14 protein-coding genes are annotated in these 17,286 nt (G+C 50.6%); 1 reads left to right on the top strand and 13 read right to left on the bottom strand.

Translation table 11 applies throughout. The features are described 5' to 3' along the window. Nucleotides 1-5: 5 nt before the first annotated feature. Both AACS80_RS21090 and AACS80_RS21085 read right to left on the bottom strand, forming a co-directional pair. Nucleotides 6-662 (bottom strand): CoA transferase subunit B, encoded by a 657-nt coding sequence (locus AACS80_RS21090; RefSeq protein WP_135409968.1) that lies wholly within the window; start codon nucleotides 660-662, stop codon nucleotides 6-8. Between the two features lie 2 nt (nucleotides 663-664). Further along, on the bottom strand, nucleotides 665-1,372 hold the full coding sequence (locus tag AACS80_RS21085; protein ID WP_135406595.1) for a CoA transferase subunit A: 708 nt from the start codon (nucleotides 1,370-1,372) through the stop codon (nucleotides 665-667). A gap of 141 nt (nucleotides 1,373-1,513) precedes the next feature. Between AACS80_RS21085 and AACS80_RS21080 the strand changes: the two genes are divergently transcribed. Beyond that, entirely contained in the window at nucleotides 1,514-2,404 is an 891-nt protein-coding gene (locus tag AACS80_RS21080) for a LysR family transcriptional regulator (protein WP_138183983.1), read from the top strand. Between the two features lie 55 nt (nucleotides 2,405-2,459). Here the strand turns inward: AACS80_RS21080 and AACS80_RS21075 are convergent, their stop codons facing one another. The 11 genes from AACS80_RS21075 to AACS80_RS21025 all read right to left on the bottom strand — a co-directional run. Further along, nucleotides 2,460-3,386, bottom strand: coding sequence for an oligopeptide/dipeptide ABC transporter ATP-binding protein (locus tag AACS80_RS21075; protein WP_135409969.1), 927 nt, complete (start codon nucleotides 3,384-3,386; stop codon nucleotides 2,460-2,462). Continuing rightward, a complete protein-coding gene (locus tag AACS80_RS21070) occupies nucleotides 3,379-4,365 on the bottom strand; it encodes an ABC transporter ATP-binding protein (RefSeq protein WP_135409970.1) in 987 nt (328 codons plus the stop codon). The genes AACS80_RS21075 and AACS80_RS21070 overlap by 8 nt, the downstream gene beginning before the upstream one ends. Then, entirely contained in the window at nucleotides 4,362-5,258 is an 897-nt protein-coding gene (gene ddpC, locus AACS80_RS21065; protein ID WP_135409971.1) for a D,D-dipeptide ABC transporter permease, read from the bottom strand. Before ddpC ends, AACS80_RS21070 begins: the two co-directional genes overlap by 4 nt. Beyond that, on the bottom strand, nucleotides 5,255-6,277 hold the full coding sequence (locus tag AACS80_RS21060; protein WP_130210483.1) for an ABC transporter permease: 1,023 nt from the start codon (nucleotides 6,275-6,277) through the stop codon (nucleotides 5,255-5,257). Before AACS80_RS21060 ends, ddpC begins: the two co-directional genes overlap by 4 nt. A gap of 1 nt (nucleotide 6,278) precedes the next feature. Next, nucleotides 6,279-7,829 (bottom strand): ABC transporter substrate-binding protein, encoded by a 1,551-nt coding sequence (locus AACS80_RS21055; protein WP_135409972.1) that lies wholly within the window; start codon nucleotides 7,827-7,829, stop codon nucleotides 6,279-6,281. Nucleotides 7,830-7,842: 13 nt separating this feature from the next. Beyond that, complete coding sequence (gene ddpX, locus AACS80_RS21050) at nucleotides 7,843-8,424, bottom strand: D-alanyl-D-alanine dipeptidase (protein ID WP_130210479.1); 582 nt, start codon at nucleotides 8,422-8,424, stop codon at nucleotides 7,843-7,845. Between the two features lie 256 nt (nucleotides 8,425-8,680). Next, a complete protein-coding gene (gene dosP / locus AACS80_RS21045; protein WP_138183982.1) occupies nucleotides 8,681-11,080 on the bottom strand; it encodes an oxygen-sensing cyclic-di-GMP phosphodiesterase DosP in 2,400 nt (799 codons plus the stop codon). A gap of 24 nt (nucleotides 11,081-11,104) precedes the next feature. Beyond that, a complete protein-coding gene (gene dosC, locus AACS80_RS21040; RefSeq protein ID WP_130210475.1) occupies nucleotides 11,105-12,487 on the bottom strand; it encodes a diguanylate cyclase DosC in 1,383 nt (460 codons plus the stop codon). Between the two features lie 349 nt (nucleotides 12,488-12,836). Then, nucleotides 12,837-14,156: a family 10 glycosylhydrolase gene (locus AACS80_RS21035; RefSeq protein ID WP_135409973.1), complete on the bottom strand. Its 1,320-nt coding sequence runs from the start codon at nucleotides 14,154-14,156 to the stop codon at nucleotides 12,837-12,839. Between the two features lie 130 nt (nucleotides 14,157-14,286). After that, entirely contained in the window at nucleotides 14,287-15,822 is a 1,536-nt protein-coding gene (gene gadC, locus AACS80_RS21030; RefSeq protein WP_130210471.1) for an acid resistance gamma-aminobutyrate antiporter GadC, read from the bottom strand. Between the two features lie 155 nt (nucleotides 15,823-15,977). Further along, nucleotides 15,978-17,286: glutamate decarboxylase (locus AACS80_RS21025; RefSeq protein WP_130238282.1), on the bottom strand; the 1,309-nt coding region annotated here is incomplete at its 5' end.

The following is a 17,286-nucleotide window of genomic DNA, read 5'->3' as shown; positions in this document are numbered from 1 at the left end:
GTTCCTCAGTTGAATTGCATTTCCGGGACATGTTCCGGCACAAACAACTTACCGGCGGTTTTGGCGACGATTTCCGCAACGCTGATTCCCGGCGCGCGCTCACGCAGAATGAAAGCGCCGTCAGCAATTTCCAGCAGAGCAAGGTCGGTTAAGACGCGTTTGATACAGCCGACGCCAGTCAACGGCAGGGTACAGTCGGGAAGCAGTTTGGATTCGCCGGATTTGGAGGCGTGGGTCATTACCACGATAATATTCCCGGCACCGGCAACCAGATCCATTGCACCGCCCATGCCTTTAACCATCTTGCCGGGGATCATCCATGAGGCAATGTTGCCATTCACATCCACTTCAAATGCGCCAAGCACAGTCAGATCCACATGACCGCCACGGATCATGGCGAATGATTGCGCCGAGTCGAAAATTGCCGCGCCTTTCCGTGCGGTAACGGTTTGTTTACCGGCGTTAATCATGTCGGCGTCCAGTTCCTCTTCGGTAGGAAATGCGCCCATTCCCAGCAAACCGTTTTCTGACTGCAACATCACATCCATCCCATCAGGAATGTAGTTTGCCACCAGGGTCGGGATACCAATGCCGAGATTGACGTAATAGCCATCGCGCAATTCGCGGGCGACACGCATCGCCATTTGTTCACGGGTTAACATGGTCAGGCTCCTTTGCGGCTAATGGTGCGTTGTTCAATGCGTTTTTCAAATTGCCCCTGAATGACGCGATTAACAAAAATCCCAGGGGTATGGATTGCGGCAGGATCAAGTTCACCTGGTGGCACTATTTCTTCCACTTCCACCACGGTGATTTTTCCGGCAGCCGCCATCAGTGGGTTGAAGTTTTGCGCGGTATGACGATAAATCACGTTGCCGTACCAGTCGGCTTTCCAGCCTTTGACAAGGGCAAAATCACCAGTGATAGCCTGTTCCATGATGTACGGGCGACCGTTGAATTCGCGGACTTCTTTCCCTTCGGCAACAGGAGTACCGTAACCGGTGGCAGTAAAAAACGCCGGGATGCCCGCGCCGCCTGCGCGCAGTTGTTCTGCCAGGGTTCCTTGTGGTGTGAGAATCGCCTCCAGTTCGCCGTTAAGCACCTGTTTTTCAAACAAAGCATTCTCTCCAACATAAGAAGCGACGACTTTACGGATCTGTCGGGTTTCCAGTAGTACTCCCAGCCCAAAGCCGTCTACGCCACAGTTATTGGAAACCACCGTTAATCCGGTTACTCCACGGTGGCGAACTTCAGCAATCAGATTCTCTGGGATGCCGCACAGGCCAAAACCTCCCGCCAGAATCGTCATCTCATTGGTAAGTCCTTCAAGCGCCTCGTGATACGTAGCGACCCGTTTATCCAGCCCAGCCATACAGTTGCCCTCCAGTTGTCCTTTCCAACATCATTAAGGGCAAAAAATGATTTGTTAATTTTAAATTTGTGACTCATTCATTTGTATTATTTATCAATTTAATGTTAATTAAATGTATTCAATGAGTTAATGGAATGCCAAATGAAAATGAGCATCAAACAGTTACGCGCGTTTTTAGCGGTAGCTCACACTCTGAACTTTGCTCATGCCAGTGAAAGGCTGAATATGTCGCAGCCTGCGCTAAGTCTTGCCATTAAAGGACTGGAAGATGCCTTAGGGGGCGCTTTACTGCTGCGCACTACGCGAAAAGTGACGTTAACCCAGGAGGGTGAAACGCTATTGTCGATGGCACGGCCTTTGCTGGCTGACTGGGATAACGCCGAGGAGGCCATGCGTCAGCGATTCACGCTCAGGCGAGGCAAAGTGTCAGTGGCAGCGATGCCGTCATTTGCGGCCAACGTTTTGCCTCCGGTGCTGAAAACCTTCCGCGATTGTTATTCAGGGATTAACGTCACCGTGCACGATGTGGTGAATGAGCAGGTGATCGAAATGGTGAGCGAAGGGCGCGTGGAGATGGGGATTGCCTTTGAACCTGACTATTGTGGCCATTTGCATTTTACCCCGCTGGGCGTGGATCGGTTTGTCGCCATTGTTCCAGCCGATTCCCGACTGGCAACTCGGCAGCGCGTAAGCTGGCGGGATTTACTGACGCTCGATTTTATCACCCTCCAGCGACCGTCAGCCGTCAGGTTGATGCTGGAAGAACAGTTGGCACAAAGTGGAACGCAACTGGAAGTGGCGCTGGAAAGCCATCAACTGGTTACGGTTGGGCGGCTGGTGGCAAACGGTTTGGGAGGAAGCGCTGTGCCTGCACTGTGCCGCAGGCAGATGAGCGAACTGGGCGCAGTGTGTCTGGAACTGGACAATCCGGTGATTGAACGACGGGTAGGCGTACTGCGTTCGTCACACCATAAACTTTCTACTGCGGCGCAAGCGTTGATGGAAACGTTAAAAAAAACCTATGACACATAACGTTTCCACGTTTCCGTCGGCCAGAACAGACATGCAATAGCCGGATTCCGCATCTCTACAGTGCCCGCCAGCACCTGATCTCACGTCCGTCCTCCCTTATTGCTAATGATTGCCGGACTTCACATCCGTGGGTTGCCAGAGGGCAGCGTTCGCGGAAAAAACAGCCCTGTGGCAGCGTGCGGTTTCCTGGTAGTTCTGTTTTACGCAATGCCCATTCTTCCTCCAGCGGCTTATCAATGGCGGGGAGGGAATCCAGCAATAATCGGGTGTACGGATGTGCCGGAGTAGAGAGCACCTGCTGAGCGTCGCCCAGTTCCACAATCTGCCCGAGATACATCACCGCCACCCGATCGCTCATATGACGAATCACTGAGACATTGTGTGAAATCAGCACATAGGTCAGCCCGCGATTTTCCTGTAGCGCTACCAGCAAATTGAGGATCTGCGCCTGCACGGAGATATCCAGCGCCGAGGTGGGTTCATCAAGCACCATCACTTCCGGTTGCGAAGAGAGTGCTCTGGCAATGGCGATGCGTTGTCGCTGCCCGCCGGAGAACGCATGAGGCAGGCGGTCGAGATACTCCGGTCGAATCCCCACCTGTACAGCCAGCTCCTCTGCCAGTGCCCGCCGCTGTAGCTCACTACCGCGGTTTGCAATCCATACCGGTTCCGTGATGATGCGCCACACCGGTAAGCGAGGATTGAGAGAAGAGAGCGGGTCCTGAAATACCATCTGCATTTTGCGCTGTGATCCTGAACGAGTGCACTGCCCGTGACTCGGTTGCAGCATACCCATCAGCAACTGCGCAAGGGTACTTTTGCCACAGCCGGATTCTCCGACGATCCCTAAGGTTTCACCACGGCGGATCTGCAAGTCTATGCCATTAATGGCATGAACAAACTCGGTCGTTCTGCCAAGCCAGTTTTTGCGGGCAGGGAAATCGATATGGACGTCGCGTAACGTTAATAACGTGTCAGACACTGATGACCTCCTGCTGCGGATACCAACAGGCGCAGCGGTGGTTGTTGTCACCACACGCTGTCAGCGCTGGGACGTTTTCACACTGTGCACCTGCCGCATAGCAACGATCGCGAAAAGCACAGCCGTCAGGCAAACGGGTGAGATTTGGCACCGTCCCTGAGATGGCGGGTAAGGGCTGACGCGGTATTCCATGTTCCGGTGCACCTTGCAGCAAACCAATGGCGTACGGATGCCGGGGAAGATGGATAACGTCTGCCGTCACGCCGCTTTCAATTACGCTTCCGGCATACATCACATAGACGCTATCGCACAGTTGCGACACCACGGCCATATCATGGCTAATGAACAGCACCGCAGTTCCGCTGGCGCGGGCTTTATGTTTAAGCAGGCGCAATACCTGCAACTGTACAGTGACGTCCAGCGCCGTGGTCGGTTCGTCGGCAATAATCAATTGCGGCTCGCAGGAGAATGCCAGCGCAATCATTACCCGCTGGCGCATACCACCTGAAAGTTCAAACGGATAGCGCGACATCACTTCTGCCGCATCCGGGATTTGCATCTCTTCCAGCAAAGCAATCGCTTTAGTTCTGGCTTCCCGACGACTTAATGGTTGATGATGGCGGATCACGTCTATCATCTGAAGACCTATTCGACGTGTCGGATTGAGGGCGGTCATCGGTTCCTGAAAAATCATCGCTACCCGAGAACCACGCCACCGACGAAGCTGTTTTTCCCCAGCGTTAAGAATATCTTCTCCCAGCAGTAAAATCTGGCCTTGATGCACGCGATAACTTCCTTTCGGTAGGAGGCGCATGATCAGCATTGCGGTGACTGATTTACCTGAGCCGGATTCTCCCACCAGACCGACAATCTCCCCGCGGTTGATTTGCAATGACACATTGTTGAGCGCGTGAACATCGCCGTTAAAACCGGGGAAACTCAAATGCAGTTGTTGAATATCCAGAACGGGTTGGGTCATGACTGCTTTCCTCCTGCTTTCGGGTCAAGCAGATCGCGAATACCATCGCCAAAGAGATTAAACCCGACGGCAGTAATCAAAATCGCTGCCCCCGGAAATGCACAATACCACCACTGATCGAGTACATAGTTGCGACCATTCGCCACCATCGCGCCCCATTCAGCACTCGGTTGTTGAGCACCCAGACCAATAAATCCCAACGTGGCGGCCATTAAAATCGCGCTACCAATATCCAGCGATGCCTGCACAATCAGCGGCGGCAGGGAGTTACGTAAAATATGCCAGTTGATCAGATGCCAGCGTGACGCGCCAAAGGTTTTCGCCGCCTGAACGTAAGTGTACTGGCGGACAACTAATGTTTGTCCCCGCGCCAGGCGTACATAAAACGGGATACGCACAATAGCAATCGCCAGCATGGCGTTAAACAAACTCGGCCCGAGAGCGGCAGCCAGCGCCATCGTCAGTACCAGCGAAGGAATCGACAGCATAATGTCCATAATGCGCATGATGATGGCGTCTGCGCGCCCGCCCAGCACGCCAGAAAGACAGCCGAGCAGCGAACCAATAATGCCAGCAATAGCGACCACCACTAATCCGGCGAGAACAGATTGCTGGCTACCGACCAGTACGCGGCTAAACAGATCGCGTCCCACTTCATCGGTGCCAAACCAGTGCGCCGCAGAAGGCGGCAAAAGGCGGGTAGTTAAATCAATGGCGTTGGGATCATGCGTCGCCAGCCATGGTGATAAAACCATCATCAGTAACACTAATACAATGATGACTGCGCCGGTCACGGTAAGCGGACTGCCTTTCAGCATCCATAACAGTTTTGCAAGGTTAAATCTCGTTCGTTTTTGCGGACGTAATACGGGTGTTTCCTCGCTTAGCATCATTCATCACCTCCGCGTCCGATACGCGGATCAATCCACAAATAGAGCAAATCCACCACCAGGTTCACCAGCACATAAGCAAACGAAACCACGACCGCAAAGCCCATCACAGCCGGGAAGTCGAGCGCCTGTATTGATGTCACTACCCAGGCGCCCATTCCGGGCCAGGCAAAAACGGTTTCGGTGAGCACGGCGCCATACAGCAAATCACCCAGCGCCAGCCCCAAAACGGTAATCGAGGGGATCAACGCATTGGGTAGCGCATAACATAAAACGATATACCAGCCGGGCAAGCCGCTGGCCCGGGCGGTACGAATGTAGTCTTCACTCAATTGTTCCAGCATCGCCGAGCGAATTTGTCGGGCGACAATTCCCAGGTGAACGAACGCCAGGGTTAACGCCGGTAAGATGAGATGTTGCAGCGCATTGAAGAAGACTTCACCGTTTCCTTCAAGCAGCGCATCGAGCAGATAAAAGCCGGTTACATGTGTTGGCGGATCCAGCCAGTCATCAAGCCTTCCGCCACCTGGAAGAATTTGCAGATGACCATAAAACAGCACAATGACGCCCAGCCCAAGCCAGAACGCAGGTGTGGAGATTCCGGTAATTGCCATTAGTCGCACCAGATGATCCAACCAGCGATTTCGCCAGACGGCAGAGAGTATGCCCAGCGGGATGCCAATCAGGAGTGCCAGCAGCAGGGCGCAAACTGCCAGTTCCAGCGTCGCCGGGAAAAATATGCGCAACTCTTCAAGCACCGGACGCCCGGTACGAATGGATGTTCCCAGGTCACCATGAAACAGATCGCTGACGTAGCGGTAAAACTGCACGTATAGCGGCTGGTCGAGCCCCAGTTGTTGGCGAATATTTTCCACGATAGCATCGCTGGCCCGGTCGCCTGCCAGCAACCGCGCCGGATCGCCGGGGATCAGGTGCGAGATAATAAACGTAATCACGCAGACGCCCGCCACCACGAGCACCAGCCCCCAGCAGCGTTGGCGTAAAATACTCCAGAAGGTCACGTTATTTACTCATGGTATTGATATTGAAGACCTGTTCCAGCATGGGATTAAACACGAAGCCTTTCACTTCTTTGTTCATCGCCAGTTGGTAGTTTTTCTGGAACAGATACACATAAGCAGCGTCATCAATGACGATTTTCTGTGCCTGCTGGTAGTCCCGGGTACGCTGCATCTGGTCGGTGGTCGCGAGTGCATTGCGCAGTAACTTATCGACCTCGCTGTTTTCATAGAACGAGCGGTTACCCGGCAGACCTTTTTTGTCTGACTCAAACCAGTAATTCATAAACATATACGGGTCGGCAAAATCCGGACTCCAGTTGCCAATCGCAATGTCGTAATCACCTTTACCCACTCTGTCGCGCATGGTGGCGTTTGCCAGTTTTTCCAGCTTCACATTGATGCCCAGCTTGTTGAGACTGGATTGTGTCGCCAGGGCGATCGGTTCCCAGTTCGGGTCGTTATCGGAATAGAGAAACGTCAGGCTGGTGGGTTTGCTCGCTACTTTATCCCATTCGGCTTTGGCTTTCGTTTCGTCATGGCTATATTGCATTGCCGTCGCATCGTATCCCCACATGCCTTCGGGAATCGGGCCGCGCATTTGTTTCCCGTTACCACTAAGAATGCCGTTAACCATGCCCTGATAATCGGTAGACCAGGAAATGGCCCGACGCAGATCCGCCTGGTTAAGTGGCGCTTTGCTGTTATTCAGATACAGATAGGTGACGCGCAGTGACGGATATTCCGCCACGTTGACTTTATTTTCCTGCTTCAGTGCGTTGAGTTGATCCACGGGCAGCGCATCGGCGATGTCAATATCGCCACGGGAGAGCTGCAGGCGACGGGAGGCACTTTCACCAATAATTTTTACCGATACCCGTTTGAAGTTCGGTTTATTGCCGGAGTAATGCGGATTTGGCACCAGAACTAATTGCTGACCTTTTTGCCAGCTTTTCAGCATAAACGGTCCGGAACCGGCGGTGTTTTGCGCGAGGAAACCGCGGGCATCATCCGCAGCGTGTTCCTTTAAGACCGCCGGATTGATAATGGATGCACCGTCATTCGCCAGGGTGTACAGGAACGGTGCGAATGGTTGGCTAAGGGTAAACTTCACCGTATGTTCGTCAGGAGCGTCAATTTTTAAATCTTTGGGAAATGCTTCCGCTGGCCCCTGGCCGATTTTCAGCAACCGCTCAAAAGAGAGTTTTACAGCTTCGGCAGTGACCGGCGTGCCATCGGCAAATTTAGCGTTGTCCTTCAGGGTGAACGTCCACTCTTTTTGATTATCAGACGCTTTCCAGCTACTTGCCAGATCGCCTTCAACGTCGGTTGAGCCTTTATCACCGTCCGTTTTGTACTGTATCAGTCGCTGATAAGATGGGTAGGTTACGGTCCAGTCGTTATTATCAATCGTCACCGCCGGGTCGAGGGTTTGTGGGTCGGCGGCCTTACCAATCACCAGCATATCTTTTGGTACGGCGGCGTGAGCAACCGGCAGTGTGGCGGCAAGGACGATTGCGATCAGTGTAGGGCGAAATGATATCGATCTTTTCATGACAGTTTCCTGATTAACTAGCGTGCTGTGTAGTAGGAGATGCAAAACAGGCGAACTGGTCAGCGAGCAGCGGGTAACTTGCAGCCTGCGGTAATTCGAAGTGCCACCATTCGCTGGAGATACCAATAAAGCCACCGCCAGTCATAATCGCATTCAGCAACAGGCGATTACGCTGGGCTGCGGGCGGTACGGAAGGGTGCCAGGCATGGGAGCGCTCGTGCATTTCATCGAATCCGGCCCCCATATCCAGAATGAAACCATGCTCATCACGAAGCGTCAGGTCAATTGCCGTGCCACGGCTGTGATTGGAGCCTACGGCCACATCAACGACATATTGCGGGTCAGGGCAGGCTTGCCACAACATTGCCTGTGCTTGTTGTGGGCGATACGCGTCGTAAATCACCAGTTGTAAGCCTGACAGTTGGGCGATACTGATGCTTTTCGCCAGCGCGGTAATCGCATCCTTGTGTAACAGGCAACGCGCTTGCTGATAAATCGGCTTGCCTGTGATGTTATCGCTACAGGCGTATTTCAAATCGATCTCCAGCTCAGGGAAGATAACGGCTAAATCAACCAGCTCGGTGGTATCCGACATAAACGGTTCCTGTATAAGACAAAAATTGCTGCGCTTTCCGCTTATGCAGATCTCATGCCATGCCGGGATAAGCGCCATAATGCTGGCTTAAAGTTACATTTTTAACTTTTGATCAACATTTGTGCAGCGTAGTGCAGTTTTGGTGCAAGAGGGGGACTTAAAGGAGGAATCTCCAGGAATCGTAGCGGAAATCACAGTATTTAAGTGACAGCGTCACGTCAAATTAAACCCCGCGAGTGCGGGCGAGAGAAAATTGTCAGATTTTCAGCGGTAACACGCTGCTCATCCAGCCTGGAATTTCTTCGGCGGGCAGGGGGCGGGAAAAGAAATATCCCTGAATAACGCGACAGTGGATCTTGCGTAGCATCTCAAATTGTTCTTTGGTTTCGACGCCTTCCGCCACGACGGTTAAATTGAGGCTTTGCCCAATGCTGGTAATGGCTTCAAGTAAGGCTCGGATGCGTTTTTCGGTCAAACAACGATCGACAAAGCTTTTGTCAATTTTGATTTCCGTTACCGGAAGACTGACTAAACGGGATAAACCAGAAAAGCCAGTGCCGAAATCATCGACAGATAAACCTACGCCCATATCACGCAGGATCTGAATGCGCTTAAAGATTTCGGTATCGTGTTCCATCATCATGCTTTCCGTGATTTCCACCGTCAGCTGGTGGCCGTCAATACCCCAGGCTTGCATTGCATCAGACACCTGATTGGGTAGCTGATTGCTGCGAAAGTGCAGCGCAGACAAGTTAACGGAAAGCGCCGGGATATGAATATTCTGGCTACGCCATTCTGCTAGCTGGCGGCAGGCTTCAGCAATAACCCAGCGACCAATGTTTTCGATTTCGCCAATCTCTTCAGCAAGTGGGATAAATCGTGAAGGAGGAACATGACCATGCTGTGGGTCATACCAGCGAGCGAGGGCTTCGATACCATACAGCTCACCGGTTTCCGCAAAGATCTGCGGCTGATAAACCAGTTTTAGTTTGTTGTTGCTGATAGCTTCCTTCAGCGCCGCACCAAGAATCAGACGCTCTTTCACCATTTCGTTCATTACCGGGCTAAAGAATTGCCAGCCGTTACCGCCGTTTTTGCGAATAAAATCCATCGCATTGTGGGCGGTCGAAAGCAGGTAGTCCCGGTTTTTACCAACGTCGTAACTGATACCAATGCTTAAGGTTAGCGGGAATGGTTTATCGTCAATCATGACCGGTTTATTCACGACGTTGCGAAGTTCATCAGCTATTTGGGTAATGTTACTGACGTCGTTTTCCGGACTGATGAGGACAAACTGTGTACCTTCAATACGACAGAGATACTGGTCAGGTTTGATCTTTTCGCGAAATCGATTGACCACTTCCAGCAATGCCTGATCTGCCCACGCATAGCCAAGGCTGTCGATGACATCCTGAATATGGTCAATGCCAATAAGATACACCACCGGAGAGACGGCATTTTCTACCAGGTCATCGAGATAATTGTGTAGGTTATTGCGGTTTGGCAAACCGGTCATCGGATCAAACTGAATGAGCTGCTCAATATGCTGGCGACTTTTTTCCTGTTCCAGCGCCAGGGCGGCCATATGCTGGCTGATATCCGCCACTCGTTCGATAAACGCGCTGGTTACCGCCCCGGACGCTGTTTTGATTTTCAGAATCCCGGCAGGTGCGCCATCGCGCTGGCGAATGGTGACTGACCAGCTTTGCGCATTCTTTACTTCCGTCCCATGAGAGGACGACGCCCAATGCACCGGCATACCATTACGCAATGCATACAACGACACATGGGATTCATGAAGAATGGATTCAATATTCCGGCAGATGATTTCGCCCATTTCATGAAATGGCGGGCTGCTACACATCGCGGCGAGAATATTGCCTTCAAGCTCACGAATTTGTCGTTCTTCGGTGATATCGGAGAAGGTCATCACCAGGTTTTGCAGATTAGCCAGCACATCATAAACTGGGCTAATAGAAGCTTTAATCCAGATTTTTTCCCCCATGCGCGTTAACAACAGAAATTCATCCTGATCACGCGCTGTTTTCCATAGCAGTTGCTGTAAGCGAATACGATTATCTGCCGGATATTCAGGGATGTTAAGCAAAGTATCGGGCTGCATACCGCTGGCTTCGCTGATGCAGTAACCAAACATTTCAGTAAACGCGCGATTGCACTGCACGATATGGCGTTCCGGGTCCAGCACAATGACCGGGCGGTCGAGATGGTCAACGGCAATAATTAACTGCCGGGTCTGTTCTTTCTGTGCCATTTCTACGCTGGCATCACGTACCAGCGCCAGGTAATAAATTTTCCCTTCGGCAGTGACTTTGGATAGCGCGAAACGGGTCCAGATTTTACTGCCATCTTTTTTCTCCAGCTGCAATTCCCGGCTCATACCTTCGACCCGCGCTTTACCGCCTTCGCGGTTATGGCGAATATATTCTGGATGCGCAGGGCGCAAATTATGGGGAATCAGCATATCAATGTTATTGCCTATCACCTCTTCGCGTTTATACCCCCAGAGCTTCTCCGCCGCAGGATTAAAAAACATTACTTCGTCATTTTCGTTAATTAACACCGCGCCCATCATATTTTGCTCAAGGGCGGGAAAAAAAATGCCGTCGGCGGCATTTTCTGCATCGGTTAGCTTCATGATTACCTCTGCATCCGGGAGCATCTAAAGACTGGCTTTCCAGAGTTCAACACGGTTTCTACCTCGTCTTTTCGCGATATACAGAGCTTCATCGGCTATTTGAATTAAGCGTTCATAATCAGGATGCCCATTAAACATGGCAGCGCCAATGGACAAAGAAAGGGTTATGTCTTCGCCATTTGCGGCTTTCAGTTTGGTTTTTTCCACCCGGCTGCGGATCCGCTCTGCGGTACGCAAAGTGTCATTTTCTGAAGCTTCAGTCAGCACTATGATAAATTCATCGCCACCGTAGCGAAAAACATAGTCACTGCTACGTACGTTGTCGTAAAACGCCTGTGAGACCTTACGTAAAATCTCATCGCCTGTGTTATGTCCCCATGTATCGTTGATCTCTTTGAATTTATCTACATCGATGATCAGAACAGACAATGGTGTACCGGCCCGATTGGCATGGGCAATTTCACGTTTGAAGATAGTCGGCAAGAAACGGCGGTTAAGTAATTTCGTCAGTACATCCATACCCACTTCATGACGCGAGACTTCTTCAAAGAGTTCACGCAGTAAGGTGATAATTTGCGATACGGTATTTCGTATCTGTAATAAAAACTTCACGCGCAGACTTTTGTTACTCAAATTTTTGGCATTGAGCATTGTCTGATGAAAAACCCCGTCGAAATCCTGAATAAGGCGAGAGATATGACCAACTTCAGCAATGCCACTAAAATAATGGCGACCTTTATGGTTAAACCACAGGCCAAAATCAGCCTGACTTAACGGTAAGCTGCTGCCTAAATCAGAATCCAACAAGACTTTATAAATAATATCTATTTCCCATGAAAGTAATGAGGCTATTTGTCGTTCTTTTTCTTCTTCGGCGTTTTCCAGTAATGAGAAGATACGATAGTTCTCGTCTTCTTTAGCCGCGCTACTGTCGCTAAAGGTAAATGCTCTGGTCATCACTTCCATAGCTATGTCGATACTGTTAATCGAAAAGTGATAAACCTGAAGTTTTTCAGAAGGTGAATAATCAGAGGAAAATATTACCGGGTAGAGGATTTTTTTCAGCACGCGAAAACCCATCTCGACAATTTCTACCGGAATGCCAATACGAGCATGGACTTCGGCTACGGTATGTTGGATTTGTATAAGTCTTTCAACATCGTCCGTTTGCGCAGAGAGCACATTGATAATCCACGTTTCCATCGCACTTTTAAGTTGCCTTTCGACCTGTTCGTTACTCAAAAACTCTTCGGCATGCGGGTCAGTGCGTACAATTCGATAAAACTCAACACTTAAGTAATGAGCATGCGTTACGGCAATTTCTGCCGCTTTGTTACGAATGAGGGGGTCGACCTGGGCAACTAATCCGGTCCACTCATCTTTCATTCTTTTAAAATACATCTCCATAATTCATACCCTTATACGGCTGGAAAGGCAGACGGAATTGAAAAACGAAACGCAACTCGTTTGGACAGGGTTATGGCACCATATTCTCCTGAAATATGAAGATATACTGAAACGAAATAAGTGACTTATGACAGTTTTAATCTACGCTACTGGTCTTCTGAAGAGTATAGCCTATCGTAATTATTTTTCGGTGATGGTTAATATCGTATGGTTTTTCATATTCATACGTTTTTATCAGGGGAATTATAACAATTCGACTTAAGTTGATTTGATTATAAGTTGAGAGTGTTTTGTTGATGACAAGCCGGTGTTTAAAGCACCGGCAGTGTCACAAAGTAAGAAAGGGCGTTTAGCTTCCCCAGCGGCTTTGCAGATAGCTAACTGCCTGTTGAGTTTGCGGCTTGTTCAGATAGTCTTCGCGGAACAAAATCGTGCCGCTAATTTCTGGCACGGCGTCGTTAAGATCGAGCTGCTTTTTCAGTTCTGGCACGCCGCCGTTAACCATCCAGTCTGGCTCTATCTTTGAAGGTTCGCCGACTTTATAGAAGGCGATACCAATATAAAGACGGGTTTTGGTTGGTTTGACGACATCTGCCCACCATTTTGCCAGCACGTCATAACGTGCTGCGCTACGCGAGAACGGCCAGTAAATTTGCGGGGCTATATAATCCAGTAAGCCTTGTTCGACCCAACGACGAGTGTCTGCGTAGGATTCATCATAAGCTGCGGCCCCGCGCGTATCAGAACCGAGCGGATCGTGTGAGCGATTGCGCCAGACGCCCGCAGGGCTTACACCAAATTCGACTTCCGGCTTAATGCTTTTAATGGTGTGCGACACCTTAGCAATTAACTGCTGGGTATTGTTGCGCCGCCAGTCAGCTTTTGACGCAAATGCACCACCGTATTTGCGGTATGTCTCGTTATCGTTAAGCCGTGAATCCGGCGATTCAGTATAAAAATAGTCGTCAAACTGCACGCCATCTACCGGATAACGAGAAACCACTTCAGCAACTATCGATGTGATCCAGTCCTGAACTTCAGGGATCCCTGGGTCGAGAACAAAACGGTCACCTGACGTCCTGATCCAGTCGCGATGTTGAACATAGACACTGGCCGGTTGTTGAGACAGGGTGCTATTCAGTTCCCTGATAGTTCCGGGCTTCGTATTAACCGACACGCGGTAGGGATTAAACCAGGCATGTACTTTCATCCCACGCTTATGGGCTTCGTCGAGAATAAATTGCAGCGGATCGTAACCAGGATATTCACCAATTTTGCCGGTCATTAGATCGGACCATGGCAAAATCTTCGACGGCCAAAGGGCTGTGCCGTCGGGCTTCACCTGGAAAAAGACCGTGTTAATTCCCAGTCGTTGCAAGTTTTCCAGTTTGTCGATCATCGCCTGCTGTTGCACGCGAACCCGGCTGGTGGGGTTGCTGATGTTAACCGAGGAGACGGGAGGCCAGTCGAGGCGGGACACCGTGGCCAACCAGATACCGCGCATAGGTTGCGACGATTGTTGTGTGGTCGCTGGTGGTTTTGAGCCTGCTGGTGGTGTCGTCATTGAATCTGGAGGCGTGCTTTTACAACTACACAGTAAAAGAGCCAGTGCAACCAGTGCCGCTGGCCTTTTAATCGCGGATTTCACAGTTCGGGAGCAGATATCCATATATGCTTATTTCCGGTAAACAGATGTGCGCTTATTCTCGTACTTATCTGGGGCAAGTCAATACGGCAATAAGTACGCAAAAGGGAGCGATTAATTTTCGCTCCCTTGTGTTATTACCACTCAGACACGGTTAGTGTTTCTTATCGTTCATCACAATATAGTGCGGTGAACGAGCACGTGGATGCAGGAAGAAGTGACCTTTCGGCGCGTTCTGGCTGTTAATTGGCTCCAGTGTAACACCTGTATTCGCTTTGCCTTTACGGTCATGAATGGCATAGAGAATAAAGGGCAGGGCAAGAACCACCAGGAAACTAACGACCAGTAATTCGACATACATATCGGTAGAGTCACCCTGGATGTTATCCGGCGGCAGGAAGGAAACAATAAACGCCATAATTGAAGTCAGCAGACCGACAATAGCCACGACCAGTTTCACCCCTTTACCACCAGGGATATTAAATGTGCGTTTTAAGTCAGGATGTTTAAGAACCAACACAATGTAGCCAATAAACAACATGAAATAAGCACACAGATAAATCACCACCGTCAGCGCCAGTGCGATCAGGAAGGACATGTTGTTACCACCACCGGTGTTGGTGAGGATGATCAACGCGATAGAGGTAATCACCAGCTGGGAAATTACCAGAGTTACCGGCACACCATTTTTGTTCATTTTAGCGAACGCGGCGGGCAGTAGATTTTTCTGCGCGGTGACATACATCCCACGAGAAGGGCCAACAATCCATGAGGCGATTTCCGCCAGAACACCCAGCAGCAGCAGGGCAGAGATAACGCGAACCGTCCACTCAATTTCCGGTGCCACATGAGACATCAGCACGGTGAATGTTTGCATTACACCTGCGGAGAGGTTGATTTCATTACCCGGAATCACCATCGCAATGGACAAACCGCCTACTGAACTTAAGCAAATCGCTGCCACCATCAGTAGTAACATTGCCAGTGGATAGTCGCGCCCGGGGTTGCTCATTTCATTGACGTGGGTCGCGGAAGCTTCTACCCCCATATAACTCAAAATGAAGGCGACAAACACAACCAAAGTGCCAACTTTCGAGAAATCAGGGAAGAATGTTTTGGCATCCATTTCGATAGCAACCGGTGCTCCGGAGTGCAGATAAATCGCTGCTAATGCAATCAAAATAAATGCAGGCAGTAGAATACCCGCGAAGAAACCCACTTTCGCAATTCGCGCAGTATATTTAGTACCGCCAAACTGAGTTAATGCCAGCGCCCAAAGAATAATCAGCGCCGCGATAGTTTTCGTTACCGGCTCTTCATTCAGTGCTGGCCATTTCAGAATGTAGGACAGCGCCCCTAACACGAAATAGAGCATTGGAATAAAGCCAATAGCGATTTGCAGATAGCCAAATGAGATTGCAGCGAATCCCCATTTCGGCCCCAAGGTATTTGATACCCAGGCGAACACGCCACCTTCTTCCCAGCCGTCCACGGTAGCCATTTCCGCAGCACAAAGACCAACGGGAATAAACCATAAAATCCCGCCTAAGAGCAGGAAGAAGACCAATGAAAAGCCAGATGTTGCGAAGGTAGGGTATTCATAAACAGCCATTACCATCGACGCCGTGATGGCGAAGAACCCGAGTAATGTTAGCTGCTTAGCTTTACCTGTCTGTACTGATGTAGCCATATTATCCCCCTAAAACGGTTGTCCTGTGGAACCGCACCTGTTTTGCTCTGAAGTGCTTTCAGAACAATTTTTTCCGTTGCTAATGCCAGTGAACAGACTTCGGAAATTGTCCCGAAACGGGTTCGTTTCGGGACACCGTTACCGCTTAAACGTTATCAGGTATGTTTAAAGCTGTTCTGCTGGGCAATACCCTGCAGTTTCGGGTGATCGCTGAGGTATTTCAGGGAGGCTTTGTAGTCTTCCAGTAACAGTTCAGCGAAGTCCATTTCGAAGCCACGGCGGCACATAATGCGCATTACCACGATGTCGGTGGCTTCACCACCGAGGGTAAATGCCGGAACCTGCCAGCCGCGCAGGCGCAGACGTTCAGAGAGGTCATACAGGGTATATCCTGGATTTTCCCCGTCTTTCAGTTTGAAGCACACCGCCGGGATACCTTCATCCGGGCGACCCGTACAGATGAACTCATACGGCCCCAGTTTGGCGATTTCATCCGCCAGATAAGCAGCAACCTGGTAAGAGGCGTTCTGTACTTTGGTATAGCCTTCACGACCGAGGCGCAGGAATTCATAGTACTGGGCAATCACCTGACCTGCCGGACGGGAGAAGTTGATGGCGAAAGTACCAATCTGACCGCCGAGATAGTCAACGTTGAATACCAGTTCTTTCGGCAGCGCTTCTTCATCACGCCAGATAACCCAGCCGCAGCCCAGCGGAGCCAGACCGAATTTATGGCCTGAAGCACTGATCGATTTCACGCGCGGCAGGCGGAAGTCCCAGACGATATCTGGCGCCACGAACGGCGCAAGGAAACCACCGCTGGCGGCGTCGATGTGCATGTCGATGTCGATACCGGTGTCGGCCTGGAATTTATCCAGTGCATCGTGCAGCGGTTGCGGGAACTCATAGTTACCGGTATAGGTCACGCCGAAAGTCGGCACCACGCCGATGGTGTTTTCGTCGCAGGCCTCAATCATGCGTTTCGGATCCATGAATAGCTGGCCGGGACGCATAGGGATCTCACGCAGCTCGACATCCCAGTAGCGGGCAAATTTATGCCAGCAGATTTGCACCGGGCCGCAGACCAGGTTTGGTTTATTGGTCGGCTTACCTGCGGCTTCCATACGCTTGCGCCAACGCCATTTCATCGCCATCCCGCCGAGCATACAGGCCTCGGAAGAACCAATGGTGTTGGTGCCAACGGCCTGGCCGTTTTTCGGTGCAGGCGCGTGCCACAGGTCAGCAACCATATTTACACAGCGCAGGTCGATGGCTGCGGATTGCGGATATTCTTCTTTGTCGATCCAGTTTTTATTGATCGACAGGTCCATCAATTTATGGACATTTTCGTCGTCCCAGGTCTGGCAAAAAGTTGCCAGATTCTGACGAGCGTTACCGTCGAGAAATAATTCATCATTGATAATTTGAAATGCGACATCATCACGCATTTCATGCAGCGGAAAA

The organism is Escherichia sp. E4385 (genome assembly GCF_963883145.1).
Lineage (GTDB): Bacteria > Pseudomonadota > Gammaproteobacteria > Enterobacterales > Enterobacteriaceae > Escherichia.
Note: the sequence above shows the minus strand (reverse complement) of the source record. Positions and strands in the feature narration are given on the sequence as shown.